Raw genomic sequence first — 26,424 nt, 5'->3', positions numbered from 1 at the left:
AGGTACTGACTTGTACGGTATTGGCAGCAAAATGTTGGCGATGCACACGCTGTGCTTCAAAGACTAAATCCAGAAAAGGTTGTTCATATAACTGCTGAATTTCTTCTCGAGTCCAATCATTGCGTACTGACATAAGTAAAAGTCCATCATCCCTATTATTCATAGTCTGTATCATACACAAATAGTTTGAATCAGAAAGGCATAATCTCCCAATTTCGTGGCAAATATTCGACAGAATAGAATTAAAATCATGCAGTCTATTTAGTTGCAAACTTAAGCAATTTTTCTGATATTTCGCTGCAAAATTAAATTTTATGGATTATTATTTTTGTGATGAATTGGTTGCTAAAATTTAGTTATTTGCATAAATTGGCAAGAAAACTGCACTTAAAATATCGCACTATTTTGGTGGTCATTTTTGTTTAATTTTAGGCTGTTTAAGCAATTGTTCCTGAATCGCCCAATCCATATGGATTTGCACAATCTCATCATGCTGTGTTCGCGTTTGCTGCAAAATTTGTAAAATTTGTGCTGAAAAAGGGGCATTACCAAGCCCGATGGCAATATTACGCATAAAACTTTGATAGCCTGTACGTCGCAATGGACTACCTTCAGTTTTGGCTAAAAACGTGCTTTCATCCCATTGCCATAAATCTAGCAAGCTGATCTGATCTAAGGCATGTCGAGGATGAAAATCATCCACCGTGGTGACTTGGGCAAAGCTATTCCACGGGCAAATCAGTTGGCAATCATCACAACCAAACACCCGATTACCAATGCCACGGCGTAATTCTTCAGGAATCACACCTTGATATTCAATGGTTAAATAAGCGATACATTTACGCGCATCCAACATATAAGGTTCAACAATGGCCTGTGTTGGGCAAATGTCGATGCAGGCTGTGCAAGAACCGCAATGCGGAGTTGCAGGTGGATCAAAAGGTAAATCTAGTGAAGTAAACAGCTCACCCAATACAAAAAAAGACCCAGATTTTTTATGAATTAGTAATGTGTGTTTGCCTGTCCAACCCATGCCTGCACTTTCTGCAAGCGACTTTTCAAAAATTGGGGCTGAGTCGGCAAAGGGGCGTGATTCAAACTCGCCCACTTTTTCACGAATACGTGTCGCAAGGGTTTTTAGGCGTCCGCGCATGACTTTGTGATAATCGCGTCCACGTGCATAACGGGCTATAATTGCAGAGTTAGGTGCATCGGGAATATGTCGTGGACGTGGTGTTTCCACCAAATAATTCATGCGCACACAAATAATGCTTTTGGTATTCGGGACTAATAGTGTGGGATTGGCGCGCTTGTCTAAATTTTCTTCCAGAAACTTCATATCCCCATGATAGCCACGTTTTAAATATTCCTGAAAACGTGCTAATTCTGCTTGAGCATCTGGTTTGGCAATGACACAATCAGCAAAACCAAGCGCCAAAGCTTGAGCTTTAATCCACGCTTTCAAGGCGGCTGGATCGTCTTGATGCAGAGAAATATGTGCTGAAGTGGTGGATGTTGCCATAACAAAATAGAAGGGAAGAAAATGCCGCAGCAAGTGTACCATAGCCCTGTTTATCATAGTCAAAGTATTCAAGCGTGGGAGCAGCGCTGGTTTGCCCGTCAAAATAGTTCTTACGGTTTAATGCAGCAAGTGGCGTGGACACTGCATTTACAAATTCGCAAAATTTTTGCAAAACAGCCATCTACAATACAAAAAATTGCTGTGTGTTGTGGACAAGGCAATAACGCAGGCGATGGCTATTTAACTGCAAAATATTTAAAACAAGCAGGTTTTCAAGTCGATATTTATGCCGCAACACGCGGTTCATCGGCAGATTTACATCAGGCTTTTTTAGAAGCTCAGACAGAACAAGTCAATATAATTCAAGGTTTTGCATTTCAACAAAGTTATGACTGCTATATTGATGCATTATTTGGTATTGGTTTAGATCGTCCTTTAAATGATGAGTGGCAGTCGCTTATTCACGCAATGAATCAACAAGCGGGTTTAAAAATTGCGGTTGATATTCCAAGCGGTTTAAATGCCAACACGGGGCAGCCATTGCCATGTGCAATTAAAGCCGATTACACCTTTACAGCTTTGGGTTTGAAAGCAGGGTTATTTACAGGGCAGGCACAAGAATATACTGGACTGGTCGATGTGCTGGATTTGATTCCAGCCGATGCAGAACTCAAAGCGTTGGCCCAACTCACACCACATTTGATTCAATTACCCGCACGGCAGGCTTTTGGACACAAAGGCAGTTATGGGCATGTGTTGATTGTGGGCGGACATGCGCAAATGGGTGGTGCGGTGATGATGGCTGCAGAAGCCGCATCAAGCGCAGGTGCAGGGAAAGTGACTGTGGTCTGTCATGCCAAACATCATGTGGCGATATTAAGCCGTGCGCCGAATTTAATGTTGCGGGATATAGACGCACTGACAGGCGCAGAAATTCAGCACTTAATTTCACAGGTCGATGCCGTGAGTTTAGGGATGGGACTAGGACGAGATGCTTGGGCAGAACAGCATTATGCAGACTGGTTTGCCGCACTAAATCAGTCCGAGGTAGAAGTAGTTTACGATGCCGATGCCTTGTGGTTTTTGGCGAAACAAGCGCATTCATCGCATCATCCAGCCCAACTAAAACCGAACAGTTATGCCACACCACATTCAGGTGAGGCTGCGACCTTGCTCAATACTACGGTTGCAGCCATTGAAGCAGACCGTATTGCCGCGATTCAGCAATTGCAGCAACGCTATGCAGGCGATTGGGTGTTAAAAGGTTCAGGTAGTTTGACTTTGCAAGCTGCATCTACAGAACCGCAAGCAAGTTCATTGTGGATTTGTACCGCAGGCAATCCTGGTATGGGTACAGGTGGTATGGGCGATGTGTTGGCAGGCATGATTGCCAGTTTAAAAGCCCAGTTTCATCATAAAATTCAATTGCATGAAATTGTCATGTTACATGCCTTGGCGGGGGATGTATTGGCACAGCAGGGCATGCGCGGTTTACAGGCACAGCACATGAGCCAAGCGATTTATCAGGTTGTGAATCGGTAAAATATAAGCGATGGCGATGCTGATTTAGCGACGTCTGGAGCTTGAACGACTACGTCCGCGTGCCATACCACCCAAGGCATTGAGCACAGCCAATTTGGTCATACTGCCCGATGCATGAGCATGGCAAATTGCAGCAGCCAAAGCATCGGCAGCATCTTGTTGTGGTTTGATGGATAGATTTAATAATTTCATGACCATCATTTGTACTTGTTCTTTATCGGCAGCGCCATAACCCACGACAGATTGTTTAATTTGACGAGCGGTATATTCCGCCACTTGTAAATCTAAATTCACCAAAGCAGCAATCGCTGCACCACGAGCCTGTCCCAATTTCAAGGCAGAGTCTGGGTTTTGCGCCATAAACACTTGTTCAACTGCAGCTTCAGTCGGGCCGTGAAATTTCACAATCCGTTCAATCCCTGCAAAAATCCGTTTTAAGCGTTCAGGCATTTCACTGGTTTCGGTGCGAATGGTTCCTGCATCTACAAAACGTAATTTAGCGCCATCACGTTCAATAATGCCGTAGCCCGTTAGACGAGAACCAGGGTCGATTCCAATAATAAGTGACATGCCAAGCCTTAAAAAATTACATCAAGTTGAATTATAGGAGTTTAAATCTCTTTTGTGTGGAGTAATTTCAAAACATTCGGTCAGTAAGCTGCTGTTTAAACCATTGGAATGTATCCCACGCCACATTTTCAATTTTGGACTTCATTTTATTTTAAGTTTTGAGGTGTATATTTTATATACGGTAGCAAATGAGAGTGGCAATGAAGTGGATTGATAGGCTAAAACAGTGGGCGAAGCAAATTAAACGAAATGTTTATGCGGTTTGGTTTGTCGCACGTGATCCTGAAACACCGTTTATGGCAAAGCTTTTGGCATTGTTGGTCGCTGCTTATGCCATTTCTCCCATTGATTTAATTCCAGACTTTATACCTGTTTTGGGTTATTTAGATGACCTGATTTTAGTGCCATTGGGCATCATGTTGGTATTGCGTTTAGTACCTGCTGAAGTAATGCAGCGTTGTCGCTTACAAGCCGATGCGATCAGTCAAAAACCGAGCAGTTATATTGCAGCATCAGTTTTTATTGCGTTGTGGTTATTATTGGCTTATGCCGCATATTTTTATCTTTATCGTTTAAATATATAGACGTATTAAGTCTGTTATTGGGTGATGATGAAAATATTAATGACAGACTTAACCTTTAAAAATACAATAATGCCCATATTGAAACAACAGCGAATCAAAAAAGCTTGATCCCGATGAAGCACTTGGTTACTGCATTTTATTTATTTTGTTGAGATTAGATTAATTTTCATGAAATTATTTCTTATTGTTCTAATTGGCTTAGTTCTTGAAGTCTTCGTCTGGATTGGTGTGGGCGACCTAGTGGGGAGCATGTGGTACGTGTTCTTTTGGTTTGTCGCTGCTTTCTTCATTGGTTTGAACCTGATTCGTAAATATTCTGCAGGCGTGATGCCACAAATGCAGCAAATGCAAATGGGGCAGATGAGTGCCGATCCTGCGCTGAGTAATAATTTACCTAAAATTTTTGCGGGTTTTTTATTGATGATTCCAGGATTAATCAGCGATGTTTTGGCATTGCTGGTGATGATTCCTGCCGTACAAAATGCCTTTAAAGCGGCAATGATGAAAGCCATGATGAAACGTCAGCAAGCCATGATGGATCAAATGATGGGTGGCATGATGGGCGATATGAATGGCATGGGCGGAGCAGGTCAAAACCCGTTTGCAGATTTAATGCGCCAAATGCAAGACATGCAAAATCAGCAGGGCGGTGGTCGTGATTCCAGTATTATTGATGGTGAAGCACGTGAAATTACCCCCGATGCGAAAAAAATTGAAATGAAAGATGTCAATCCACCTAAATAATATGGGTGATGCTTGAGATCAAACCGAATCGTGCTGATTCGGTTTTTTTATGGGTATTTTTTGGTGAATACGCAGGTGAGTGTTTAAACATTGAGGTGTGCATTTAAAGCCTTATTTATTCTCCTACCGCACAAGGTATAATCGGATTTTCAATTCTCCTGATGTATTTATGTCTTTGTTATTCACCATTTGTGCGCTGCATTTTGTGGCACAGCTTAGTCCAGGACCAGATGTTTTATTAATTGCCAAAAGTGCAGCCAGCAATACCCGCCGTAATACCTTGCAGATTATTGCGGGTATTTCATCAGGGATTGTGGTGTGGGTAGTGCTGACCCTATTGGGTTTTACGGTTTTGGTGCAGCAATTTCCTTGGATTCAGCAAGTCTTAATGCTGATTGGCGGTTTATTTCTTGCAAAAATGGGATGGGGCATGTTGTCGGGCGGTTGGCATAGTTGGCAGCAGCGCAAACAGTTTGATGATACTCAAGTGCAAATTCCAGCCGCAAAAAACTACTTTTTATTGGGGCTATTCACCAATTTATCTAATCCGAAAACCTTAATTTATTTTAGTAGTGTATTTGCTTTGGCGTTGAGTTCATCGGCAAGTGCATCTTTGAAAGCCCAATTGGCAGTGATTATTCCAATCCAAACTTTTGTGACATTTACACTATTTATGTTGCTACTTTCTACACCAAAAATGAAAAAGTTATATCAGCGTTCAGGCAGTTATATTGATATGGTCTCGGGCGGATTATTTTTATTATTTGCTGTGTGGTTGTGGTTAGATGCACTGCGTATGTTTTAAAACATAGGTTTTGATGCCAATTAGTTAGATGATTTGATGTTGTCCAAAGCCAAGTTTGACGATTTTTCATTCAGTATTTCGGTTGCAGTCGTGTTTTCAGTTTTATCTAAATGATTGGGCTGATAAGTACGGTTTGATTGCAAAGTTGCTTCGGTATTTTCCGAACCTTGGTATTTACGACTACGGTTGGCACGTTCTCGCAAGCCACCTTTTTTAATGAGTTGCACCACTTTAACTTTACTCCGTGTAATAAAAAAATATGTGCTGAAAGCCAAGCTTGAGTCTAAACTTCAAGTAATCGAGCATGCAGAATTTTAGCATGGCATACCTATTTTAGATGGATAAAGTGACTGTTTATTCAAAAATACGATTTGCGCGAATAGCAGAACTTTGACATTCTAATTCACAAGCGATTGTGTCAGTTAAATCATCCAAAGGATGCAGGCTACAAAGTGTCACAGTTGCTTAAACAAAATTACACTGCATCAGGGTAGATGGTGTAACAATAAAAACAAGAATTACAGTGAAGTAGGAGAATACCTATGCTGTATCATCAGTATCGTTGCGCATGCAATCGGGTGGTGGAATCATCAGAAAAAGAATGTGGTACTTGTGGTTCACACAATATTCGTAGTCCTTATGGTTTCTGGTTATTCTGTATTTTGGCATGCTTGGCAGCAGCCGTTGTGTTTAAAGTCGTGCATGTTTATTTGCAAGATCATCAAGAAGTGCCCGTGCAACAATCGGTGCTTGAGGTGATTCGTACGCAATAAGTGCTGCATCCAAGCTTAACGCTTATTTCGTCTATACAAGATTTCAAAAAATCCTGAATCATTAAATGGCTCAGGATTTTATTCAACTGTTTTTTCAATATTGAAGAGACTCACCATTTTATTCTTCAATATGGATGAGCAATTTAAAAAGATTAGCGACTTAAGAAGTCAGCTTGGTTGATTGCAGACAGTGCAGCATTCACCTCAAAAATCTTGCCACGAATATCCTTCACGCCAAAACTTTCTAAACGTGCAGTGTGCATTTTTAAATAGCGTGCAGCATTGGCCGCATGATCAAACAGATAGATTCCACCTGCTTCCTGTGTTTGACCGTTCTCAGTCCAAATTTTCCAAAGCATGCCAGTTTCTAGGTTAATGCTTTCTGCAAGTTCACGGTACGCTTGGCTCATGCTTTCGCCAAATGGGCCTTCAGAAGGGAAATCGACTTGAAGAATAACCGCCATAATAAACTCCTACATCATTATCTTAGATGAGTATTTAAAAAATCTCAGGAATGATTCACTATAACATATTCGTATTTTGTATACTGTGGTTTGACAGCTAAATTTTAGGCATAAAAAAGCCCACCGAAGTGAGCTTGATAAAACTGAAAAGTTTTACATTACAGACCTGCAGAGGCTTTTAATGCTTCAACTTTGTCGGTTTTTTCCCATGTAAATGCAGTGTCAGAACCTTGACGACCAAAGTGGCCATAAGCTGCAGTCTGTTTATACATTGGTTGTAACAGGTTCAACATGTTGGTAATGCCGTATGGACGTAAATCGAAGTGTTCACGTACTAAAGCAATAATCAACTCATCTGCCACTTTTGCAGTGTTGAAGGTGTTGATTGAAATTGATGTTGGCTCTGCAACACCAATAGCATAAGACACCTGAATTTCACATTTGTCTGCCAAGCCAGCTGCCACAATATTTTTGGCAACATAACGGCCTGCGTAAGCAGCAGAACGGTCAACTTTAGATGGGTCTTTACCAGAGAATGCACCACCACCATGACGCGCCATGCCGCCGTAAGTATCGACAATGATTTTACGACCTGTTAAGCCGCAGTCACCTACAGGACCGCCAATCACAAACATACCTGTTGGGTTGATGTGGAATTTGGTGTCTGCATGGAACATTTCTGCAGGAATCACTTTTTTCACAATTTCTTCAATTACCGCTTCTTTAAGCTGAATTTGAGAAATTTCAGGATCATGCTGAGTAGATAACACCACCGCGTCCAAACGTACAGGCACACCATTTTCATAAGCAAAAGTCACCTGACTTTTTGCATCTGGGCGTAACCACGGCAAAGCACCACTGCGACGTAATTCAGCTTGCTTTTCCATTAAGCGGTGTGCGTAAGAAATTGGGGCAGGCATTAATACATCAGTTTCACGGCTGGCGTAACCAAACATCAAACCTTGGTCACCTGCGCCTTGATCTTCAGGCTTTTGACGGTCTACACCTTGTGCAATTTCAGGTGATTGTTTACCAATCATGTTAATGACCGCACAGGTTGAACCATCAAAACCTAAGTCAGAATGATGGTAACCAATGCCATTTACGGTTTGACGAACAACGGCTTCAAAATCGACATTTGCAGTTGTTGTGATTTCACCTGCCAGTACAACCGCACCCGTTTTTACAAGCGTTTCACAAGCAACCCGCGCATAAGGGTCTTCTTTTAAGATTGCATCCAAAATGGCATCACTGATTTGGTCAGCCATTTTATCTGGATGGCCTTCGCTTACAGATTCCGAGGTAAATACAGCGTACTCGCGCATAAGTCCTATCACAGTTAAATTCAAAAGACGCAATATGTTACATCGAGTTAGACTTTAGGACTAGCGCATTACGACTAAATTGGCTGAATTTATTTCAATTCAATGACTTTTTATCGCATATCTTTAGCTAAAAAATAGATAAAGTATCGGTATGACTATATTGTGACTCAAAAATATTCATGTTGGCTAAAGTATGCTGTCATAATTTTAAACTAAGGAGCACCTTGTTTTTAAGTGGTGAATCATTTTTAAAAACAATATTGTAGATGGGTAATTTAAAGACTTTGAATTGACTTTATCTGCATCAAGCTGCATTTTCAAAAGCTGTTTTAAAATTTTGGACGATGGCTGTGATTCAATTTATTGTGTGAAAAGTGAATAAAATTCAAGATGTGTTAAAATCTGTCTATTATTTCTACAGAATACTGTTGTGTTTTAACTTGTTGCTAGGCATTTGATTGGAGTTGCTGCAAGAGCGACATCACAATTCCATCCTGCGTCTATAAATTGAAATATCTATACTTTAGAATTTTGCCAAGAATAGAGCTTAACACGGCAATTAGCTATTTTCTTGTTGTTATAAACGTGAAAACGTCTTTGAATTTGCACGAAAAATACCCTGAATGGGAATTAATGCGGAAATATTGTTGCATAGGCTTTACCCCTCAGGCGTTTTTTTGAGAGAATAGCGGCTGTTTTGAATTCTATTCATCTTCTTCTATTTAACGATTTTTTGTGGACTCTGACCTATGACGACCCCGCTTAACGAACGTCGTATTGCAAACGCAATTCGTGTATTGGCAATGGATGCTGTGCAAAAAGCAAATTCAGGACATCCAGGTGCACCGATGGGGATGGCAGATATTGCCGATGTGGTGTGGCGTGAATTTTTGAATCACAACCCAACCAATCCACAATGGGCAAACCGCGACCGTTTTGTATTGTCTAATGGTCATGGTTCAATGTTGCAATATGCGTTGTTGCATTTAACAGGTTATGATCTTTCAATCGAAGATTTAAAAGCGTTCCGTCAGTTACACTCTAAAACACCTGGCCACCCAGAATTGGGTTATGCACCAGGGATTGAAACCACCACTGGTCCACTCGGTCAGGGGATTGCCAATGCTGTTGGTTTTGCTTTAGCAGAAAAAACACTGGCTGCACAATTTAATAAAGAAGATATTCAGGTTGTAGACCATTTCACTTACTGTTTCTTGGGTGATGGTTGCTTAATGGAAGGTGTTTCACACGAAGCATGTTCATTGGCAGGTACTTTAGGTTTAGGCAAGCTGGTTGTTTATTATGATGACAACGGCATTTCTATTGATGGTGAAGTAGAAGGCTGGTTCTCTGACGATACCGAACAACGTTTCTTATCTTACGGCTGGCAAGTCTTAAAAGTTGATGGTCACGATGCCGATGCAATTCGTGCTGCAACGGTTGAAGCAAAAGCTGAAACGCAAAAACCGACTATTATTATTTGTAAAACTGTTATTGGTTTAGGTTCGCCAAACAAACAAGGTAAAGAAGACTGTCACGGTGCGCCATTAGGCCATGATGAAATCGCTTTGACGCGTCAAGCATTAGGCTGGACAGATGAAGCATTTGTTATTCCTGAAGATGTATATGCCGCTTGGGATGCTAAAGCGAAAGGTGCAGAAGCAGAAGCAGCATGGAATACAACTTTTGATGCCTATGCAGCAAAATATCCAACGGAAGCTGCAGAACTTAAACGCCGTTTAAGCGGTGAACTACCTGCAGAATTCATCGCGCAGGCAGATGCGTTTATTGCTGAAACCAATGCTAAAGCTGAAACTATTGCAACGCGTAAAGCCAGCCAAAATACTTTGCAAGCATTTGGCCCATTATTGCCTGAATTATTGGGTGGTTCTGCAGACTTGGCAGGTTCAAACTTAACCCTTTGGAAGGGTTGCCAAGGCGTTCAGGACAATGCAGCAGGGAACTACGTGCATTATGGCGTACGTGAGTTTGGTATGACTGCTATTGCAAATGGTGTAGCACTTCACGGTGGTTTCATTCCTTACGTTGCAACATTCTTAATGTTTATGGAATATGCGCGTAATGCCGTGCGTATGTCTGCATTAATGAAGCAACGTGTGATTCATGTGTATACCCACGACTCGATTGGTTTGGGTGAAGATGGTCCAACACACCAACCGATTGAACAAATTGCATCTTTACGTGGTACGCCAAACTTAAATACATGGCGTCCAGCAGATACCGTTGAAGCGGCTATTTCTTGGAAATCTGCATTAGTACGCAGCGAAGGTCCAACTGCTTTAATTTTCTCACGTCAAAACTTGCCATTCCAAACTCGTACTCAAGCGCAAATTGAGAACGTGGCAAAAGGTGGTTATGTCTTGGCTGAAGAAAAAGGTGAATTGAAAGCCATTATTATTGCAACAGGTTCAGAAGTGGGCTTGGCAATGGAAGCATACGCGCAGCTTGAAGGTGTACGTGTTGTGTCTATGCCGTGTGCAGAAGAATTTGTGAAGCAAGATGCAGCATATCGTGAAGCGGTATTGCCATCACATATTCGTGCACGTGTTGCGGTTGAAGCAGCGCATGTAGACTACTGGTGGAAGTTTGTCGGCTTAGACGGTAAAGTTATTGGTATGACAACTTATGGTGAATCTGCACCTGCAAAAGACTTGTATCAGTACTTTGGCATTACCACTGAAGCGGTTGTTGCTGCAGTAAAAGAATTAACAGCTTAATTTTTTAATCCAGTGTTTTTAAAGGCGTTCCTGTAAAGGGACGTCTTTTATTTTTGCATATTTGTTTGGTATTCGATGTGATGATCCAACAAATTTTGTCAGTGTAAGTCAGGTTTGTGAATAAACCTCTGTGTAATTGAGTGAGATGAGAAATGAGTTTGTACGAGCAAATTAATGATGAAGTCACTTTAATGGATGCGGGTGAGCAAAAGTGGATTGGACAAGATTTACCACTTGAAGCTATGGTGGCGGTAGAGTTGTTGTTACAGGATTTGGCTGAAGATCAGCAAATCAAAATTCGCCGTAAGAACCATGAAAAGCAATCAGGCTTAAAGCAAGTTGATCGTATTTTGATTGAGAAGCTTTAATCTATTGCGATGAATGCGGTGCATTAAATGGTGTATCGTCAAAAATAGCTTTATTCTATGCGTAGGGTAAAGCTTTTTTTATTGCTGAAAAATAGTTTATAAAATAGCCTAAGCATAATATGAATGATGCATAATCAATAAAATGATTCGATGCAAAAATAATCAGGCAATATCAAAGCATGCAGGCAACTATATTAGATCGTCAATTTAAGCACATCGACATTGTCGCGTTAAGTGAAATCCAATTTGAACAATGGCAAGCACTTTGGCAAGGCTATCAGCAATTTTATCGGGTGCAACTCAGTGATGACGTGACACAACAGACTTGGTCAAAACTAACTGATCCTCAACGACCCTATATTTATGGCTTGGCTGCCGTATATCAAACTCAAGTTGTCGCCATTGTGCATGTAATTGAACATGACAGTTGCTGGACGCTTAAACCTTATGCCTATTTGCAAGATTTATATACCTTGCCTGAGTACAGAGGGATGGGAATTGCTCAGCAGCTTATTCAGCAGGTGAATCAAACAGCGCAACAGCGTGAATGTGATCGGGTATATTGGCTGACTCATGAAGATAATTTACAGGCACGGCAGTTGTATGATCGTGTCGCAAAAAGAACAGGTTTTATTCAATATCGCAGCCCTGCAACAGCGATGTAAAACGCGCATGCATATTTTTACAAATTTATCGTTTCAGTCATGCAACATACTGTTTTATCTTTAATCCTGTATTTGCAGCAAAAATCTATAAACTAAACCTCATTGAAACGTATCAACACTTTTAGAGATGAACAATATGAACATGAAATCAATTGCTTTAGGTTTGGCTATCGCGTCTGCAGCAACAATGACAATGGCTAAACCAGTGGCTTATCAAATTGACCCAACGCATACTGCTACTGTATTTACTTGGGATCACTTCGGTTTTTCTACGCCATCAGGTAACTTCTCAGACATTCAAGGTACTATCAACATTGATGAGAAAAAACCTGCTAACTCATCTGTGAATGTGACGATTCCATTAAGTAGCATCAACACCAACGTAAAAGCTTTAGATGAGCACTTAATGGCAGCAGATTGGTTTGATGCAGCAAAATATCCAACCATTACTTTTAAAAGTACAAAAGTTGAAACTCAAGACAAGAAAAACTTTAAAATCACAGGTGATTTAACGGTTAAAGGTGTAACTAAGCCAGTTGTTCTTGATGCGGTATTGAACAAACAAGGTCCACACCCAATGACTCAGGCAGCGACTGTTGGTTTTAATGCCACAACTTCATTCAACCGTTCTGCATTTGGTATTGCCAGCTATGTTCCAAACGTAGGTGATAAAATTACTGTCAACATCACTACAGAAGCGTCTGTAGCTGCTAAAAAATAAGTAGTAATGATTTGATCAAAAAGCATCATTTTAAAAATGGTGCTTTTTTATGTCTGTGATTTTTATCCATGATTTTAATGTCAGCAACTTGAGGTCTATGGCTTTAAAATCTGTTTGGATGAATGGCTTTTTTATTTTACTTTTTGTCCATTCGTATATCCAAAACATAAAAAATGCGAACCGAAGTTCGCATTTTCATTCATCATGTTAAGGTTGAATTAACCAACTTAGAAGAAGCCAGCAGGTTTAGTTGAGTAGCTCACCAACAAGTTCTTGGTTTGTTGATAATGTTCTAACATCATCTTGTGGTTTTCACGGCCAATACCTGATTTTTTATAACCACCGAAAGCGGCATGCGCAGGGTAGATGTGGTAACAGTTCGTCCAAACGCGACCCGCCTGAATAGCACGGCCTGCACGGTAAGAAGTGTGCGCAGAACGTGACCAAACACCTGCACCTAAACCGTAAATGGTGTCATTGGCAATTTTAATGGCTTCATCGAAGTCTTTAAATGTGGTCACAGACAGCACTGGGCCGAAAATTTCTTCTTGGAAAATTTTCATGTCGTTGGTGCCTTTGAAAATTGTCGGCTCAATATAGAAACCACTGCCAACTTCATGACGTTCACCACCACCTGTTAAGACTTGAGCACCTTCGGCACGACCTGTCGCAATACAACCCAAGATTTTGTCTTGTTGTTCTTGCGATGCCTGCGCACCAATCATGGTTTCAGTATCAAGCGGGTGACCTGTTTTAATACGTTTAACACGTTCGATGGCTTTTTCAAGGAAACGGTCAGCAATACTTTCCTGTACGAGCGCACGTGATGGACAAGTACAAATTTCACCCTGATTCAGCGCGAACATGGCAAAGCCCTCAAGCGCTTTATCTAGGTAGTCGTCATCTTGCGCCATAATATCTTCAAAGAAAATATTTGGAGATTTACCACCAAGCTCTAAAGTCACTGGAATGATGTTTTCAGTGGCGTATTGCATGATCAATTGACCGACTTGAGTCGAACCTGTGAATGCAATTTTGGCAATACGTGGATTAGTTGCCAATGGGCGACCGACTTCTACGCCGTAACCATTGACTACGTTTAGTACGCCTGCAGGCAATAAATCTTGAATCAGCTCGACCAAAACTAAAATACTAGCAGGGGTTTGCTCCGCAGGTTTAAGTACAATACAGTTACCCGCAGCCAAAGCAGGTGCAAGTTTCCATGTTGCCATTAAAATTGGGAAGTTCCATGGAATAATTTGTCCCACAACGCCCAACGGCTCATGAAAGTGATAGGCAATGGTATCTTCATCAATTTCAGAAATTCCGCCTTCTTGGGCACGAATACAGCCTGCGAAATAACGGAAATGGTCAATCGCCAATGGAATGTCGGCAGCCAATGTTTCCCGAACAGGCTTACCATTATCCCATGTTTCTGCCACTGCCAATAATTCTAGATTTTGTTCTAAACGATCTGCAATTTTAAGCAGAATGTTGGAGCGTGTGGTTGGAGATGAGCTGTTCCATTGTGCTTTGGCTTTATGGGCTGCATCTAAAGCCAGTTCAATGTCTTCTGCCGATGAGCGTGGGACTTTGGTAAATACTTTGCCATCTACAGGAGAGATATTTTCAAAGTATTCGCCTTTTACAGGGGCGACCCACTCGCCACCAATAAAGTTTTCGTATTGTGCTTTAAATTGAACTTTTGAACCGGGTTGATTGGGATCTACGTAACGCATAATTCTCTTCCTTTGATGGTTTTTTATAATCTGCCGTCATCTTTACCTTTTATCACAACCCTGTGTCTAAAATCAGGTTAAATTTACGGCTAAGGTATAAGGTACTTTAGTACGTTATTTGATTAGCATACCAATATAAGGTTGGAAAAAGGTTGGAAAGTTGCAGGTTTACAAGCAGCGAACAAATCCTTACAAAAGTAAGCAGTACAATGGATGTAATGCCCACAGGATTGTGAGAATCAGTCATGATGAAAAAACAAGATCTATTGGAAAAAAAACTGCATATTGAACGGTTTAGACAAAGCAGTAGTTTATCGCCGCTGCATGCGCAGCAAATTCAGCAGAGTATTTTAAATTCTTGGCAACGCTCTGAAATTGCAGAAATTCCTGTAGATCGGCAGGCTGCTCCGTTAAATTCCAGTTTATCGCATCCGCAAGGCGGTTCGGCTTTACAGAGAGCTGTGCAAAATTGCGCAGAAGATTTAAAACATATCGCGCAGCAGTCCGACATGGTGGCAGCCGTGGGCGATGTGGGCAGTACGATTATTTGGACGGCAGCGAGCGCTCAAATGCGTAATGTGGCGGAACGAGTACATTTTGTAGAGGGTGGACAGTGGCGTGAAGAGTTGGTGGGTACCAATGCTTTGGCTTTGTCACTCAAAACTCAGCAAGCCAGTTGTGTGTTTTCCAGTGAACATTATATGTCATCGTTACATGACTGGGTTTGTTATGCTGCACCAATTTTAGACCCACATTCCAAACAAGTGTTGGGCGTGATTGATTTATCGACCACTTGGAAAAATCATAACAGTTTGGGTTTGTTGGCAGCAGAGCGCTGTGCTTCTTTAATTCAAAATGCGTTGCTGGAACAGCAAAAACAGCAGCTTTATATTCGCGCGTTTCGTGTGCCACAGGTGTTATTTAATGGCAAAGTGGTGGTGATGACACCGCGTCAAATTGAAATATTGGTGATTTTGGCACTTTGCCCACAAGGCATGAGTTTAGACACTTTACACCAAGCACTATATGGTGAGCGTAAAGTCAGCATGGGAACGCTAAAAGCTGAAATGTCGCAATTACGCGATATTTTAGGGGGGATGCTCGGCTCGCGTCCTTACCGAGTTTTGGCGCATATTGAAGCCGATTTTTTACAAGCTGAGCAGGCTTTAGATGCAGGTTATGTGCAGTCTGCCTTGCAAACGTGTGCAGGGGTATTTTTGGCGAAAACTGAAAGTCCATTTTTATGCGCATGGCGAGATTGTTTAGAATCACGCCTGAGTGATGCCATTTTTAATGCACAAGATACCGATGTATTGCTGAAACATTTGGCGCATAGCCCTGAAGCGATTGATGCGGTAGAGCGTTTAATTGAACTGATGCCAAAGCATCATCCTGCACATCAAATTTTATTAAAATACAAAGCCTAAATGACGAATCAAGTCTTTAGGCTTTCATTTCACTGTCCTTTAGTCTTACTGTTTTTTTTAGTTTTTACAGCCCTTTGCGGTTTAACCAGTCAAACAAGGACTGATACACTTCCGCGCGGACTTCTGGCGCAGAAAGCACCAAATCATGCACGCCATCTTCAATTTGGCAAAGCTGAATATCGCCATGCATGTGATGCCCATATTTTTGCATATCTGCAACATTTAAAATTACGTCAGTGCGTTGCGCAATCTCATTCCATTGGCGTGGATAACTACTTTGACTCGCATGCATAATTAAGGTGGGTACACCCAAATGCACACTGGCATGAATTTCTTTTTGCGCTTCATGAATTGCACGAACAAAACTTAATCGCACTTTTGGATAACGCGGTTTCTTCCATTCCAAATTAAATAACCATTCACCATGATATTGTTTGTGTAGACTTGGTACATAAAATGGATTAAGGCGGCTTGGAAATTTCATTTCTGGCAGCAATTTGCCCAATTGGCTTAAACGAGGAATGCCGAATTTTTTCTCAATCTCGCTCATATTGAAATCATAAAAAGGGCTGTTGCACCATAAACCACGAATCAGTGGATGATTGGGATGATGTGCCACATATAACGTGGTGATTAATCCACCTGTTGAATGTCCTGCCAAAATTACTGAGTCATGTTCTTCTGTGGCAATTTGCTCAAGTGCAGCGGAAATTTCTGCATCATATTCAGACAAGCTGCGCACATTGTACCAATTTTGATGTGACAAATGCGAACGCCCATATTTACGTAAATCTAGGGCATAAAAGTCATAACCATGCTGATTAAACTGGTCTGCCATTTCTGTTTGAAAAAAATAGTCAATAAAACCATGAATATAAAGTACGGCTTTACGGGTTTCCTGTTCGGCTTTTTTGCGTACCAAGGTAGCAATCACTTTGCCTTCATAATCCGAAGGAAAATCCAGCGTCATTTGTTGGTAATCGGCACCCAAAATATCGGGTTGATAGCTTGGTGTTGTTTTTTGTTTTTTACTTAACAGCATAAGGTGTTCGTCATCCATTTTATTTTGACTATATCCTTGATGAGCTGTGCGCATTTGTCAAATTGAATTATGCAAACTCTCTGCATCTATACCGGTTTAGTTTTATGCTGCGAGTTCATTTTGTTCTGAACAGCAAAAAAAGCAGAACGCATCTGAGATGGTTCTGCCAAAGGGAAGGATAAAAATAAAACAGCAACAGACGAAAATTGAAAAAAGGATGGGAGATGCTGAGCAAATCGTGATTCACTCAGCAGGAGATTCAAATTACATCGCGGCTTTAAAAATTTCGACCACTTGTGCATGATTGGCTTTACGTGGGTTGGTGAGCATGCAGGCATCTTTTTGTGCATTTTCAGCCATAATCGCCAAGTCATCTTCTTTCACGCCTAACTCTGCTAAACCTGTTGGAATACCAATTGAGCTAGATAATTCACGAATTGCATCAATTGCGGCATAGGCGGCTTCTGTGGTGGTTAATCCGTCAGTATTGACTCCCATCAATTCTGCAATATCTGCATAACGCTCAGGGCAGGCAATCAGGTTAAATTCGCAAACATGCGGCAGTAAAATTGCATTACAGACGCCGTGCGGCAAGTTGTAGAAACCACCGAGTTGATGCGCCATGGCATGCACATAACCCAATGAGGCATTATTAAATGCCATACCAGCCAAATATTGCGCATAGCTCATGGCATCACGTGCTTCAATATTTTCACCATTTGCCACGGCAGGGCTAAGCCACTGGCTAATCATACGAATAGCTTTTTCAGCGCAGGCATCGGTAATAGGATTGGCTGCAGTTGAAACGTAGGCTTCTACAGCATGGGTTAAGGCATCCATGCCTGTTGCTGCGGTTAAACCTGCAGGTTTGGCAATCATGAGTTTTGGATCATCAATGGCGATGAGTGGTGTGCAGCGCCAATCGACAATTGCCATTTTAACGTGCGTGTCGGTATTGGTAATGATACAGAAACGGGTCATTTCCGATGCTGTACCTGCTGTGGTGTTAATGGCAATTAGTGGAGTCATTGGCACGGTACTTTTATCAATGCCTTCATAATCACGAATATGCCCACCACCTGCGGTAACTAAGCCAATGCCTTTGGCACAGTCGTGTGAAGAACCGCCACCTAAAGACACAATAAAGTCGCATTGATTGGCATTGTAGGCATCGACACCTTTATGTACGTTAATGTCGGTTGGGTTTGGCTCAGCACCTGCAAAGATATGGCTAGCAACGCCTGCTTCGGTGAGATAGCCTGCAATGGTATCGGCTACGCCAAATTTAAACAGTCCTTCATCTGTCACAATCAGGGCTTTTTTAGCACCTAAATTTTGCGCTCTTACGCCAATTTCTTTGGCACAACCAGGGCCGAAGAGAGACACACAAGGAATATAAAAACCGTTGGTTTGATCTGCAATATTTTTAAAAGCCATGCTCAGATTCCTTCTTGCATTGGGTATTGGAATAATGTGTTGTTATCGCGGTGTTGAACCGTGATTTGAGTATTCAATGCTTTGTGGTGAAATCCTACCTACCAAACACCAACCCTATTTTCTGAGTAAATAATGCAAACTAATCAATTGAAATTTATTTGTTTTTTAATGGGTTTTTATTTTTTCTGAAGTTGTGTGCAGGCTATAGGCAAGGGCTTAAATCTTGTTTATAGTGTTTTTGTATCTCTAATTTTAAGGTGTAGATACCGTTCACATAAATTTCAGGTGTAATTCAATTAATAAGTGGCTTAAGCTCGATTGAAGAATTGTCCACTTTTTGCAGATGGAAATAAAAAACAAAAAATAGGGATGTATCACGTGATGGGTCTAGTCGGTGCAATCAAATAAAAATAAGATGACACTTAGATAGACCGCACTTAAGCATGAGGAGCGTATATGCAGCCAATTTGCCAGCATAGCCAGTTGCATGCCGTTGCACAGCAATTGGTTCGTATTTCCAGTGTGGCCGCAGAAATCTATCAAGATCAAATGGATTTGGTTGGACATTTTACAGCACAAAATTTGTTTCGGATCGATCCTTTGCAGCATCGGGTCGAATTGCTGAATGGTCTGTTTAGTCTTGAATTTTATCCGCCAAAATCGCATACAAATTTAATAGAAACTCACTTTGAATTTGCGGGGAAACAGCAAGAAGCATTTGAAGATTTTTTCTTACATGATCTGCATTTTTTGACTGGGGATTTAAAACCGCAGCATTCTTTATTTTTGCGTAATCAGGCGCAGCAATTGCGACAATTGATTCTGCAGCAAGTTTACCTGTGGGTAGATGGTGCAGCACGGGTTAAGCAATTGTTATTGCATTTAGATGCAATGCAGGCACAAATTTTAGATCAGGCATTAATGCAGGCAGACGATCAGTATCAACCAGTATTGACCAAATTTGTGCAGCAAGGGCAGCACATTCCTGAAGATGTTTTAACTAACTTATCGATGCTGTGTGCTTTGGAATTTGTAGAGGGTGAAACCTTTTTGCCAGTGCAAGCACTGATGCAAAGTTATGATGATTTTTGTTTTAGTGCGGCAGAATTTTTACCTAAAGCCATGCATCGTATTTTAAGTATTTCATTTCCTGAACGATTTAATTTTCAGGATTTAATCGATCATCAGGATGATATTCGGTTGTTGTATCGACATGCCGAAGAACATGGGCATTTATTGGGTTTTGCGCGTTTAATGCACCGTGAGGTGTGGCAGCGTTCCGATGCTTTGGCGAAACCGCATTTTTTAAAATCTTGCCCTTTAATTTGGCAAAAGAAAGTCGCCAAACTGCCGTTATTTGATTATCCACGTGCGGTGAATTGGCTGTTTAAACAGTCTGCACAAGTGTTGGATTGGCTTAGTTTAAATATTCATCATACCAGTGTGCGGGTGGCAGTGACTGCGCTCAGTTTTGTCGATTGTAGTCAGGCACATCCACGGATTATTTTGGCAACTTTGCAATATTTTCAATATTCAGCCGCACGTATGTTCATTCAAAGCTGTAATGTATATGCGACACAGCAAGCGTGGTTCGCACATGCGCATAATGTCAGTTTAATGCCGCATGGCGAAAAACAATCGTTGGATGATCCGCGAGTTGCCATTAGTCCTTCTATTTTGTATTTGGATGAGAGGATGACTTTGCTGAAAACCGTGGCACAACATGATGAGCATTTGGTCAAGCATGTATTTCGGCGTTTAAGTCGTGTCATGCAAAGCTATATGTTGTATTTACAGCAAATCACTCAAGATTTACCGACAGCTTTGTTGGACTATATTCAGTCAGAAAGTCAGCAGCAACGTGATTTTTATACGGTATTGCAGCGTTATCAGATTCAGCCTGATGATTTTCGGCAGCGTTTTTATTTACGTGCACACAATACACGTGTTTCGGTATTTGACAGTTATGTGCGCGACTATTTACTGGAATATTTCGTAGCGCATACACATATTCCAAAAAGTTTGAGTTGGTTGGGGTTGTTTCATCAAGCGGTACATTGGCATCAACAAGTGTATAAAGCAGAGCTATTTGCCAAACTGAAAAAAGAAATTCCGTGTAGCACATGGCAGGCGAAAAGCCCGCAGCAAATATTGTACTTTTCAGGTTGGTGTTTTGAAGAACTGACCGATTTAGACCGTATTATTGAAGAATCGAAAAACTTTAAACACTGTTTGGCACTGAGCTATGCCAAAGCCATGAGTGAAGGACAATATGTGGCGTTTCACATGGCATCACCACATTATGTGCAGCAATTGACCTTGGGCTGTCACTTTAGGAATGGGCAACTTGTGTTTGATCAATTGGAATATCCTAATAATCAAAAAGCAGAACAATTGTTGGTTACCATCGCAGCGCAGTTTATTGCATGGCTGAATCCACAATTACCATCAAAGTCATAAGTTACAAGTCATAAGACAACCGTTGTCGTATTCACGGACTTGAGCCTTAACTTTTGGCTCAAAACTCGTTAGGCTATAGCCGTTCAATCATGGTATAGGTCTTATGAAACAGGAAACTGCACTTAAACTTTTAAAAGCAGGCGAAAATGTCTTTTTAACAGGCTCGGCTGGTGCGGGTAAAACCTATACCCTGAATCAATACATCAATTATTTAAAAGCGCGTAAAGTGCCCGTGGCAATTACGGCATCTACAGGCATTGCAGCAACGCACATGAATGGCATGACCATTCATACATGGGCAGGCATAGGCATTAAAGATTTTTTGTCCGATGCCGACCTGAAAAATATGAAAGAGCGCAAATATCTCAAAGAACATTTAGAAAATGCGCAAGTGCTGATTATTGATGAAATTTCGATGTTGCATGCCAAACAACTGAATTTGGTCAATCAAGTTTTAAAATATTTTAAAGACAGTGATGACGCTTTTGGCGGCATTCAAGTGATTGTCGCAGGAGATTTTTTCCAGTTACCGCCTGTAGGAAAAAACGATGAGCGCAATCGTGACAAGTTCTGTTTTATGTCAGAGGCGTGGGTCGAAGCTAAATTTCGAGTCTGTTATTTAACTGAGCAGCACCGTCAGGGCGATGACTACTTAAATGACATTCTCAATGCAATTCGTGCACAAAGTATTGATCATCAACATATTCAGGCTTTGGAGCACACCCGCCATCAAGATATTGGCGACACTTTCACACGTTTATATACGCACAATATGGACGTGGACAATATCAACTTTAAGCATCTGAATGAAATTGAAACTGAGAGCAAGCAGTTTGATGCCGTGTGTGATGGCAATGAAAAGTTGATTGAAACGCTGAAATCATCCGTACGTGCGCCTGAAATTTTAAATCTAAAAAAACATGCCAAAGTGATGTTTGTTAAAAACAACTTCGATATGGGCTATATCAACGGCAGTTTGGGCGAAGTGATTGGCTTTGAAGAAGATGACGATCACGGTATTTTGCCTAAAGTAAAATTGACCGATGGCACAGTATTACTGGTCGAGCCTGAAACTTGGTCGGTGGATAATGATGCAGGCAAAACCATTGCCAGTTTCCAGCAAATTCCGCTGCGTTTGGCATGGGCAATTACCATCCACAAATCACAAGGTATGACCTTAGAAGCGGCAGAAATCAATCTTAGCCATACTTTTGAAAAAGGGCAGGGTTATGTGGCGTTGTCACGATTAAAATCGTTAAGCGGTTTGCGTTTATTGGGATTTAATAGCCAAGCTTTGGAACTCGACAGTTTAGCGATTAAGGCTGACCGCCGTTTTCAGGAATTGTCTGAAGAAGCTGAAACGCACTATGAGCTGTTGGATTTAACACCACAACATAATGCATTTATTCGTCACTGTGGTGGCACGTTGAACGAAACCGAAATTTTGCGCAATGAAAAGAAAATTGCCAAAGGTGGAAAAACCAATTATGCGACTGCCACGTTAGATGAAACCCGCGCTTTATTTGAAGAAGGTTATGATATTCAGGATATTGCAGTAGAGCGAGGTTTAACTCCTGCAACTATTATCAACCATTTGGCACGTTTGCAAAAAGAACAAAATCTGGATATTTCAGTGGCACATCCAGGTGAAGAAGTGGTGGAAGAGGTCCGTAAAATTTATAAGCGATTAATGAAGCGTCAAAATGCAGAGCACTTCAGCGATGATGGCGCAATTAAACTGCGCCCGATTGTTGAAGCGACTAGTCCACGCATGGGCTATGATCAGGTGCGTTTAGCATTGCTGTTTATTCAGTAGTTTAGTCATTTGGATAATGATGACTTATACTGCAATTCTGCATTAAAAATGCCCGCTTAACGTCACATAAAATACTATCATTTTGAGAAAAACTTCGGTTAAACTGCCATCACTGTAAGCCTTAAAATATAATATTCGGTATGGCATTTACACCGTGGTACACATTTCGAAAATTTGTCTATAACAACTTACACGACGATGACTATGAAACATGGTTTAGTCGTTGCATTAACTATTTTTTAATTTTACTGATTTTAGGCAATGCCAGTGCGGTTATTTTAGAGTCGGTGAATGATGTCTATCTTGCCTATCAGGTATTTTTTGACCATTTTGAAAACTTTTCCATCGCAGTGTTTACGCTTGAATATTTGCTGCGGATTTGGAGTATTGCCGAAAAAGACCCGTTTATTTCGCCGTGGAAACAGCGTGTAAAATGGCTTACCAGCGGTGGGGCAATTATAGATTTGTTGGCGATTCTACCTGCTTATATTAACTTCTTTGTGCATCTAGATTTACGGTTCCTAAGAATTTTACGTTTGCTGCGTTTGTTAAAACTGACACGTTACTTTGTATCATTGCAAATTTTATTAAGAGTGATCGAACGGGAAAAAGGATCATTTCAGGCAGTCATTTTTATTCTCTCTATTATGATTGTGATGTCTGCCGCAGGTGTGTATGTGGTGGAAAGCAAGGCACAGCCTGAAGCCTTTAGCTCAATTCCCGCTTCGATGTGGTGGGCAGTGGTGACTTTAACCACAGTCGGTTATGGCGATGTCACACCAATTACCCCTTGGGGCAGAATTTTAGGTGCGTTAATTACGGTATTGGGTGTCGGCTTGGCAGCATTGCCTGCAGGTATTTTAGCCACAGGTTTAGCCAACGAACTTGAACAACGTAAGCAGCATTTAGGGTTGAAATTTAGAGAGCTATTGCAAAATAGTGAGATTGATCTGTTAAATGATCAAGAAAAAATTGAAGATTTACGCAAACAAGTCGGTTTAACCACTGAGCAAACCCAAGATATTTTATTGCAGTTAATTCGTGAGCGTCGTGAAGAAGAGCTGCGTTTAGAACAGGAGCCTTATAAATACTGCCCACATTGTGGAGAGAAGTTGTCGGAGTAAGCGAGGCTTGGGTTAAGAATTTCAATTCTAGTTTGGCTCTGCACGTTGGAAGCCTAAAACATGCTTGCTGAAAGCCATATTATTTTTATGGAATTGTATTGATTTCGTAGTAAATATCATCGAATAAAAACTAAGATGAAGAAAACTCATTATTTACATGCTAAGATTAAATTAATTCATTATTAAATTGAATCATGTTTGGCTTTGTTTCTTATTTTGCAAAATAAAAATGCGACCTAGGTCTAAACATGCAGTCAATAACTTGAAAAACTAGGAACAAGCAATGCTTGAAATTCGCCACTTAAAAACGCTATCAGCCCTGCGTGAACATGGTTCTTTGGTTGCTGCCGCCAATGATTTATGTCTGACGCCATCTGCCATTTCTCATCAACTCAAAGAACTAGATCATTGGTATGGCGTAGAAGTGGTGAACCGTCGTAGTCGCCCTGTGACATTTTCCAATGTTGGGCAGCGTTTATTGAAACTGGCGGATGATGTCTTGCCACAAATTCAAATTACCCAAACCGATATTACCCGCATTGTGCATGGGCAAACGGGGCGGATTATTTTTTCTTCGGAATGTCACAGTTGTTTTGACTGGTTGATGCCGCTGCTGAATCAATATCGTCAGCAATACCCTGATGTAGATTTAGATTTTGCTTCAGGTTTTGAAGCCAATCCGCATGAATTATTGCAAAACGCAGAATTTGATTTATTGATTACCGCAGACCCGATTGCCTTAAAAGGTATCGAATATTTTCCAATTTTTGAATATGAATCGCGTTTGGTGTTGTCAAATACTCATCCTTTAGTACGTGCCGAGCGCATTACCGTACAGGAGTTGGCAGAAGAAACCCTGATTACCTATCCTGTCGATAAACACCGTTTAGATATTATGTCTAAGCTATTCATTCCAGCCAATATTCAGCCAAAAGCTATTCGTACTACAGATTTAACCCAAATGTTGATTCAACTGGTGGCGAGTGGGCGAGGGATTGGCGCATTGCCAGATTGGGTGGTGAATGAATATGAGCAAAAAGGCTGGGTAACTTCACGTCGTTTAGACTGCGTTGCTGCGGGAGGATTACGCCGTACCTTGTATGCGGGTTATCGTAGCGAAGAAAAAGAAAAGTGCTATTTTGAAGGCTTTTTGAAGCAATTAGAGAAATTTTCCCAAAAACGCACGCAGTATTATTCAAGTTAAAAATCGTACGATCAGCATCGTAAAGAGAATGCTAATTTATCGCTAAAAACACTAAGCTCATCTAAATCTCCACTAAAAACAGTGAGATGTTCTTGCTAAGCTTGCCTTGCGAAAATTAAGGGAGAGCGCAGTGAGTTCGGTACGTTGGCTGACAAAGGATTTGTGGATTGTTGCTGCGGGTTTTATGGCAGCAATGCATATTGGCAAGTTGCCACCGACTGTACCCATCCTACAAGCTGAACTCGGAATTAGTTTGGTTCAGGCAGGTTTTTTGCTGTCTTTGGTACAAGCTGCGGGCATGTCTTTGGCATTGTTGCTAGGCAGTTATACCGCAAAAATTGGCTTAAAACGCTGTGTACTTTTGGGTTTGTCTTTATTGGCAGGTGCAAGTTTTGTTGGTGGTTTTGTACATAGCTTTTCCGCACTATTAAGTCTGCGTGTAATTGAAGGTTTTGGCTTTTTACTGATTACACTCAGCGGCCCTGCATTTATTCGTCAACTGGTTGCAGTGGAGCAGTTGCCTGCCAAAATGGGGCTGTGGAGTGCCTATATGGGCGGTGGGATGGGTATTGGTTTACTAAGTACGCCGTTTTTACTGCCCATCTTGGATTGGCAAGGCGTGTGGATGTGTTTGGGATTGTTATCCTTTGCGCTCGCAATCATCATTTATAAAGCCGTACCAAGTGTGCAGATCAGCACGCAAGCCATTGCCATCTTTGAACTGATTAAAAGCACTTTGAGCCATCCACCCGCATGGATATTGGCTTTGGTTTTTGGTGTTTATGCAGGGCAGTGGTTCAGTTTGGTGGGTTTTTTGCCGACCATTTATCAGCAATATCAAATATCTTTACAAACCGCAGGTGTGCTCACAGCTATGGTTGCAATGGCAAATGCGGTGGGTACATTTGTATGTGGGTTGTTATTACAGCGTGGGCTGAGAGCGCAAGTGTTGATGCAAATGGGTTTTGCGGTATTGATGCTATGCGCACTGAGTTTTTATATTTTGCGTGATGTTTTACCATTCATTGTGCAGTTTTTATTGGTCATCCATTTCTCTTTATTTGGTGGTTTAGTCGCAGCTGTGGTATTTGCGCAAGTACTTAATTTTGCACCACAACCGATTGCGATTAGTACCACCGTAGGTTTGGTGTTGCAGTGCTCGGCAATTTCACAATTTTTATTGCCGCCTGTGGTCGCAGCTATCGTATCTGCCACAGGAACATGGCTTTGGGTTGGTATTTTAATGGCCGTTTTATCTGCAATGGGAATGATATTAACATCTATCTTGTTTCGCAAAGTGGCTTAGATTTGGATGGTTTTTATTGAAATTGGTTGATACAAGACGATGAATTCA

General features: G+C 41.2%; 23 protein-coding genes and 1 pseudogene. 15 read left to right on the top strand and 9 right to left on the bottom strand.

The genetic code is table 11. The annotated features are described in order from the left end of the window. Positions 1-133: pseudogene (locus FTU09_RS05480) on the bottom strand (biotin synthase); the annotation flags it as partial. Between the two features lie 279 nt (positions 134-412). After that, entirely contained in the window at positions 413-1,522 is a 1,110-nt protein-coding gene (gene queG, locus FTU09_RS05475) for a tRNA epoxyqueuosine(34) reductase QueG (protein ID WP_218951307.1), read from the bottom strand. 21 nt (positions 1,523-1,543) lie between these two features. Here queG and FTU09_RS05470 point away from each other — a divergent pair, with 21 nt between their 5' ends. After that, the gene (locus FTU09_RS05470) at positions 1,544-3,064 is read left to right on the top strand and encodes an NAD(P)H-hydrate dehydratase (protein ID WP_104851865.1); all 1,521 of its coding nucleotides are present in this window, start codon (positions 1,544-1,546) and stop codon (positions 3,062-3,064) included. 24 nt (positions 3,065-3,088) lie between these two features. On the opposite strand, the gene ruvC is transcribed toward FTU09_RS05470, so the two are convergent. Next, positions 3,089-3,634: a crossover junction endodeoxyribonuclease RuvC gene (gene ruvC, locus FTU09_RS05465; protein WP_004976895.1), complete on the bottom strand. Its 546-nt coding sequence runs from the start codon at positions 3,632-3,634 to the stop codon at positions 3,089-3,091. Between the two features lie 200 nt (positions 3,635-3,834). On the opposite strand from ruvC, the gene FTU09_RS05460 reads away from it, so the two are divergent. The 3 genes from FTU09_RS05460 (at position 3,835) to FTU09_RS05450 (ending at position 5,767) form a co-directional block, all read left to right on the top strand. Beyond that, complete coding sequence (locus FTU09_RS05460; protein WP_178318391.1) at positions 3,835-4,218, top strand: YkvA family protein; 384 nt, start codon at positions 3,835-3,837, stop codon at positions 4,216-4,218. 168 nt (positions 4,219-4,386) lie between these two features. Continuing rightward, the gene (locus FTU09_RS05455) at positions 4,387-4,962 is read left to right on the top strand and encodes an FxsA family protein (protein ID WP_004976892.1); all 576 of its coding nucleotides are present in this window, start codon (positions 4,387-4,389) and stop codon (positions 4,960-4,962) included. 169 nt (positions 4,963-5,131) lie between these two features. Then, a complete protein-coding gene (locus FTU09_RS05450; protein WP_096901197.1) occupies positions 5,132-5,767 on the top strand; it encodes a LysE family transporter in 636 nt (211 codons plus the stop codon). Positions 5,768-5,787: 20 nt separating this feature from the next. On the opposite strand, the gene FTU09_RS05445 is transcribed toward FTU09_RS05450, so the two are convergent. Further along, positions 5,788-5,997 (bottom strand): hypothetical protein, encoded by a 210-nt coding sequence (locus FTU09_RS05445; RefSeq protein ID WP_154320816.1) that lies wholly within the window; start codon positions 5,995-5,997, stop codon positions 5,788-5,790. 312 nt (positions 5,998-6,309) lie between these two features. Here FTU09_RS05445 and FTU09_RS05440 point away from each other — a divergent pair, with 312 nt between their 5' ends. Further along, a complete protein-coding gene (locus FTU09_RS05440; RefSeq protein ID WP_180079709.1) occupies positions 6,310-6,540 on the top strand; it encodes a hypothetical protein in 231 nt (76 codons plus the stop codon). A 152-nt stretch (positions 6,541-6,692) separates the two neighbouring features. Here FTU09_RS05440 and FTU09_RS05435 read toward each other — a convergent pair whose 3' ends face one another. Then, positions 6,693-7,004, bottom strand: a complete 312-nt coding sequence (locus tag FTU09_RS05435) for a monooxygenase (protein ID WP_180079708.1) — start codon at positions 7,002-7,004, stop codon at positions 6,693-6,695. A gap of 158 nt (positions 7,005-7,162) precedes the next feature. Continuing rightward, positions 7,163-8,329: a methionine adenosyltransferase gene (metK, locus tag FTU09_RS05430; RefSeq protein ID WP_004976883.1), complete on the bottom strand. Its 1,167-nt coding sequence runs from the start codon at positions 8,327-8,329 to the stop codon at positions 7,163-7,165. 749 nt (positions 8,330-9,078) lie between these two features. Between metK and tkt the strand changes: the two genes are divergently transcribed. The 4 genes from tkt to FTU09_RS05410 all read left to right on the top strand — a co-directional run bounded on the left by tkt (position 9,079) and on the right by FTU09_RS05410 (position 12,821). Further along, positions 9,079-11,067 (top strand): transketolase, encoded by a 1,989-nt coding sequence (gene tkt, locus FTU09_RS05425; RefSeq protein ID WP_004976881.1) that lies wholly within the window; start codon positions 9,079-9,081, stop codon positions 11,065-11,067. Positions 11,068-11,219: 152 nt separating this feature from the next. Then, the gene (locus FTU09_RS05420; protein WP_004976879.1) at positions 11,220-11,435 is read left to right on the top strand and encodes a hypothetical protein; all 216 of its coding nucleotides are present in this window, start codon (positions 11,220-11,222) and stop codon (positions 11,433-11,435) included. Positions 11,436-11,614: 179 nt separating this feature from the next. Beyond that, the gene (locus FTU09_RS05415; protein WP_180079706.1) at positions 11,615-12,100 is read left to right on the top strand and encodes a GNAT family N-acetyltransferase; all 486 of its coding nucleotides are present in this window, start codon (positions 11,615-11,617) and stop codon (positions 12,098-12,100) included. A gap of 136 nt (positions 12,101-12,236) precedes the next feature. Continuing rightward, positions 12,237-12,821, top strand: coding sequence for a YceI family protein (locus tag FTU09_RS05410; protein ID WP_004976875.1), 585 nt, complete (start codon positions 12,237-12,239; stop codon positions 12,819-12,821). 227 nt (positions 12,822-13,048) lie between these two features. Here FTU09_RS05410 and FTU09_RS05405 read toward each other — a convergent pair whose 3' ends face one another. After that, on the bottom strand, positions 13,049-14,560 hold the full coding sequence (locus FTU09_RS05405; protein WP_016658247.1) for an aldehyde dehydrogenase family protein: 1,512 nt from the start codon (positions 14,558-14,560) through the stop codon (positions 13,049-13,051). A 245-nt stretch (positions 14,561-14,805) separates the two neighbouring features. Here FTU09_RS05405 and FTU09_RS05400 point away from each other — a divergent pair, with 245 nt between their 5' ends. Beyond that, positions 14,806-15,987: a hypothetical protein gene (locus tag FTU09_RS05400; RefSeq protein WP_004976871.1), complete on the top strand. Its 1,182-nt coding sequence runs from the start codon at positions 14,806-14,808 to the stop codon at positions 15,985-15,987. A gap of 64 nt (positions 15,988-16,051) precedes the next feature. On the opposite strand, the gene FTU09_RS05395 is transcribed toward FTU09_RS05400, so the two are convergent. Together FTU09_RS05395 and FTU09_RS05390 are read right to left on the bottom strand one after the other, a co-directional pair. Continuing rightward, a complete protein-coding gene (locus FTU09_RS05395; protein ID WP_179990127.1) occupies positions 16,052-17,047 on the bottom strand; it encodes an alpha/beta hydrolase in 996 nt (331 codons plus the stop codon). A 246-nt stretch (positions 17,048-17,293) separates the two neighbouring features. Then, entirely contained in the window at positions 17,294-18,466 is a 1,173-nt protein-coding gene (locus tag FTU09_RS05390; protein WP_004976867.1) for an iron-containing alcohol dehydrogenase, read from the bottom strand. Between the two features lie 456 nt (positions 18,467-18,922). Here FTU09_RS05390 and FTU09_RS05385 point away from each other — a divergent pair, with 456 nt between their 5' ends. From FTU09_RS05385 to FTU09_RS05365, 5 genes are all read left to right on the top strand, one after another. Then, positions 18,923-20,926: a hypothetical protein gene (locus tag FTU09_RS05385; RefSeq protein ID WP_180079704.1), complete on the top strand. Its 2,004-nt coding sequence runs from the start codon at positions 18,923-18,925 to the stop codon at positions 20,924-20,926. Positions 20,927-21,029: 103 nt separating this feature from the next. Then, complete coding sequence (locus FTU09_RS05380; protein ID WP_180079702.1) at positions 21,030-22,742, top strand: AAA family ATPase; 1,713 nt, start codon at positions 21,030-21,032, stop codon at positions 22,740-22,742. A 140-nt stretch (positions 22,743-22,882) separates the two neighbouring features. Continuing rightward, the gene (locus FTU09_RS05375; protein WP_096901190.1) at positions 22,883-23,866 is read left to right on the top strand and encodes an ion transporter; all 984 of its coding nucleotides are present in this window, start codon (positions 22,883-22,885) and stop codon (positions 23,864-23,866) included. Positions 23,867-24,149: 283 nt separating this feature from the next. After that, positions 24,150-25,070, top strand: coding sequence for a LysR family transcriptional regulator (locus FTU09_RS05370; protein ID WP_131261626.1), 921 nt, complete (start codon positions 24,150-24,152; stop codon positions 25,068-25,070). Positions 25,071-25,200: 130 nt separating this feature from the next. Next, the gene (locus FTU09_RS05365) at positions 25,201-26,376 is read left to right on the top strand and encodes a CynX/NimT family MFS transporter (protein ID WP_154320808.1); all 1,176 of its coding nucleotides are present in this window, start codon (positions 25,201-25,203) and stop codon (positions 26,374-26,376) included. Positions 26,377-26,424 lie beyond the last annotated feature (48 nt).

Origin of the sequence: Acinetobacter sp. YH12058 (assembly GCF_013419805.1) — a bacterium.
GTDB lineage: Bacteria > Pseudomonadota > Gammaproteobacteria > Pseudomonadales > Moraxellaceae > Acinetobacter > Acinetobacter towneri.
Note: the sequence above shows the minus strand (reverse complement) of the source record. Positions and strands in the feature narration are given on the sequence as shown.

Excerpts from the sequence above, each read along its gene's own strand:
- FTU09_RS05450 (WP_096901197.1), top strand. The coding sequence starts at position 5,132 with ATGTCTTTGTTATTCACCATTTGTGCGCTGCATTTTGTGGCACAGCTT.
- FTU09_RS05400 (WP_004976871.1), top strand. The coding sequence starts at position 14,806 with ATGATGAAAAAACAAGATCTATTGGAAAAAAAACTGCATATTGAACGG.
- FTU09_RS05470 (WP_104851865.1), top strand. The coding sequence starts at position 1,544 with ATGCCGCAGCAAGTGTACCATAGCCCTGTTTATCATAGTCAAAGTATT.
- queG (WP_218951307.1), bottom strand. The coding sequence starts at position 1,522 with ATGGCAACATCCACCACTTCAGCACATATTTCTCTGCATCAAGACGAT.
- FTU09_RS05415 (WP_180079706.1), top strand. The coding sequence starts at position 11,615 with ATGCAGGCAACTATATTAGATCGTCAATTTAAGCACATCGACATTGTC.
- FTU09_RS05370 (WP_131261626.1), top strand. The coding sequence starts at position 24,150 with ATGCTTGAAATTCGCCACTTAAAAACGCTATCAGCCCTGCGTGAACAT.
- FTU09_RS05435 (WP_180079708.1), bottom strand. The coding sequence starts at position 7,004 with ATGGCGGTTATTCTTCAAGTCGATTTCCCTTCTGAAGGCCCATTTGGC.
- FTU09_RS05410 (WP_004976875.1), top strand. The coding sequence starts at position 12,237 with ATGAACATGAAATCAATTGCTTTAGGTTTGGCTATCGCGTCTGCAGCA.
- FTU09_RS05380 (WP_180079702.1), top strand. The coding sequence starts at position 21,030 with ATGAAACAGGAAACTGCACTTAAACTTTTAAAAGCAGGCGAAAATGTC.
- FTU09_RS05405 (WP_016658247.1), bottom strand. The coding sequence starts at position 14,560 with ATGCGTTACGTAGATCCCAATCAACCCGGTTCAAAAGTTCAATTTAAA.
- FTU09_RS05460 (WP_178318391.1), top strand. The coding sequence starts at position 3,835 with ATGAAGTGGATTGATAGGCTAAAACAGTGGGCGAAGCAAATTAAACGA.
- metK (WP_004976883.1), bottom strand. The coding sequence starts at position 8,329 with ATGCGCGAGTACGCTGTATTTACCTCGGAATCTGTAAGCGAAGGCCAT.
- ruvC (WP_004976895.1), bottom strand. The coding sequence starts at position 3,634 with ATGTCACTTATTATTGGAATCGACCCTGGTTCTCGTCTAACGGGCTAC.
- FTU09_RS05420 (WP_004976879.1), top strand. The coding sequence starts at position 11,220 with ATGAGTTTGTACGAGCAAATTAATGATGAAGTCACTTTAATGGATGCG.
- tkt (WP_004976881.1), top strand. The coding sequence starts at position 9,079 with ATGACGACCCCGCTTAACGAACGTCGTATTGCAAACGCAATTCGTGTA.
- FTU09_RS05390 (WP_004976867.1), bottom strand. The coding sequence starts at position 18,466 with ATGGCTTTTAAAAATATTGCAGATCAAACCAACGGTTTTTATATTCCT.
- FTU09_RS05375 (WP_096901190.1), top strand. The coding sequence starts at position 22,883 with ATGGCATTTACACCGTGGTACACATTTCGAAAATTTGTCTATAACAAC.
- FTU09_RS05455 (WP_004976892.1), top strand. The coding sequence starts at position 4,387 with ATGAAATTATTTCTTATTGTTCTAATTGGCTTAGTTCTTGAAGTCTTC.
- FTU09_RS05395 (WP_179990127.1), bottom strand. The coding sequence starts at position 17,047 with ATGGATGACGAACACCTTATGCTGTTAAGTAAAAAACAAAAAACAACA.
- FTU09_RS05440 (WP_180079709.1), top strand. The coding sequence starts at position 6,310 with ATGCTGTATCATCAGTATCGTTGCGCATGCAATCGGGTGGTGGAATCA.
- FTU09_RS05385 (WP_180079704.1), top strand. The coding sequence starts at position 18,923 with ATGCAGCCAATTTGCCAGCATAGCCAGTTGCATGCCGTTGCACAGCAA.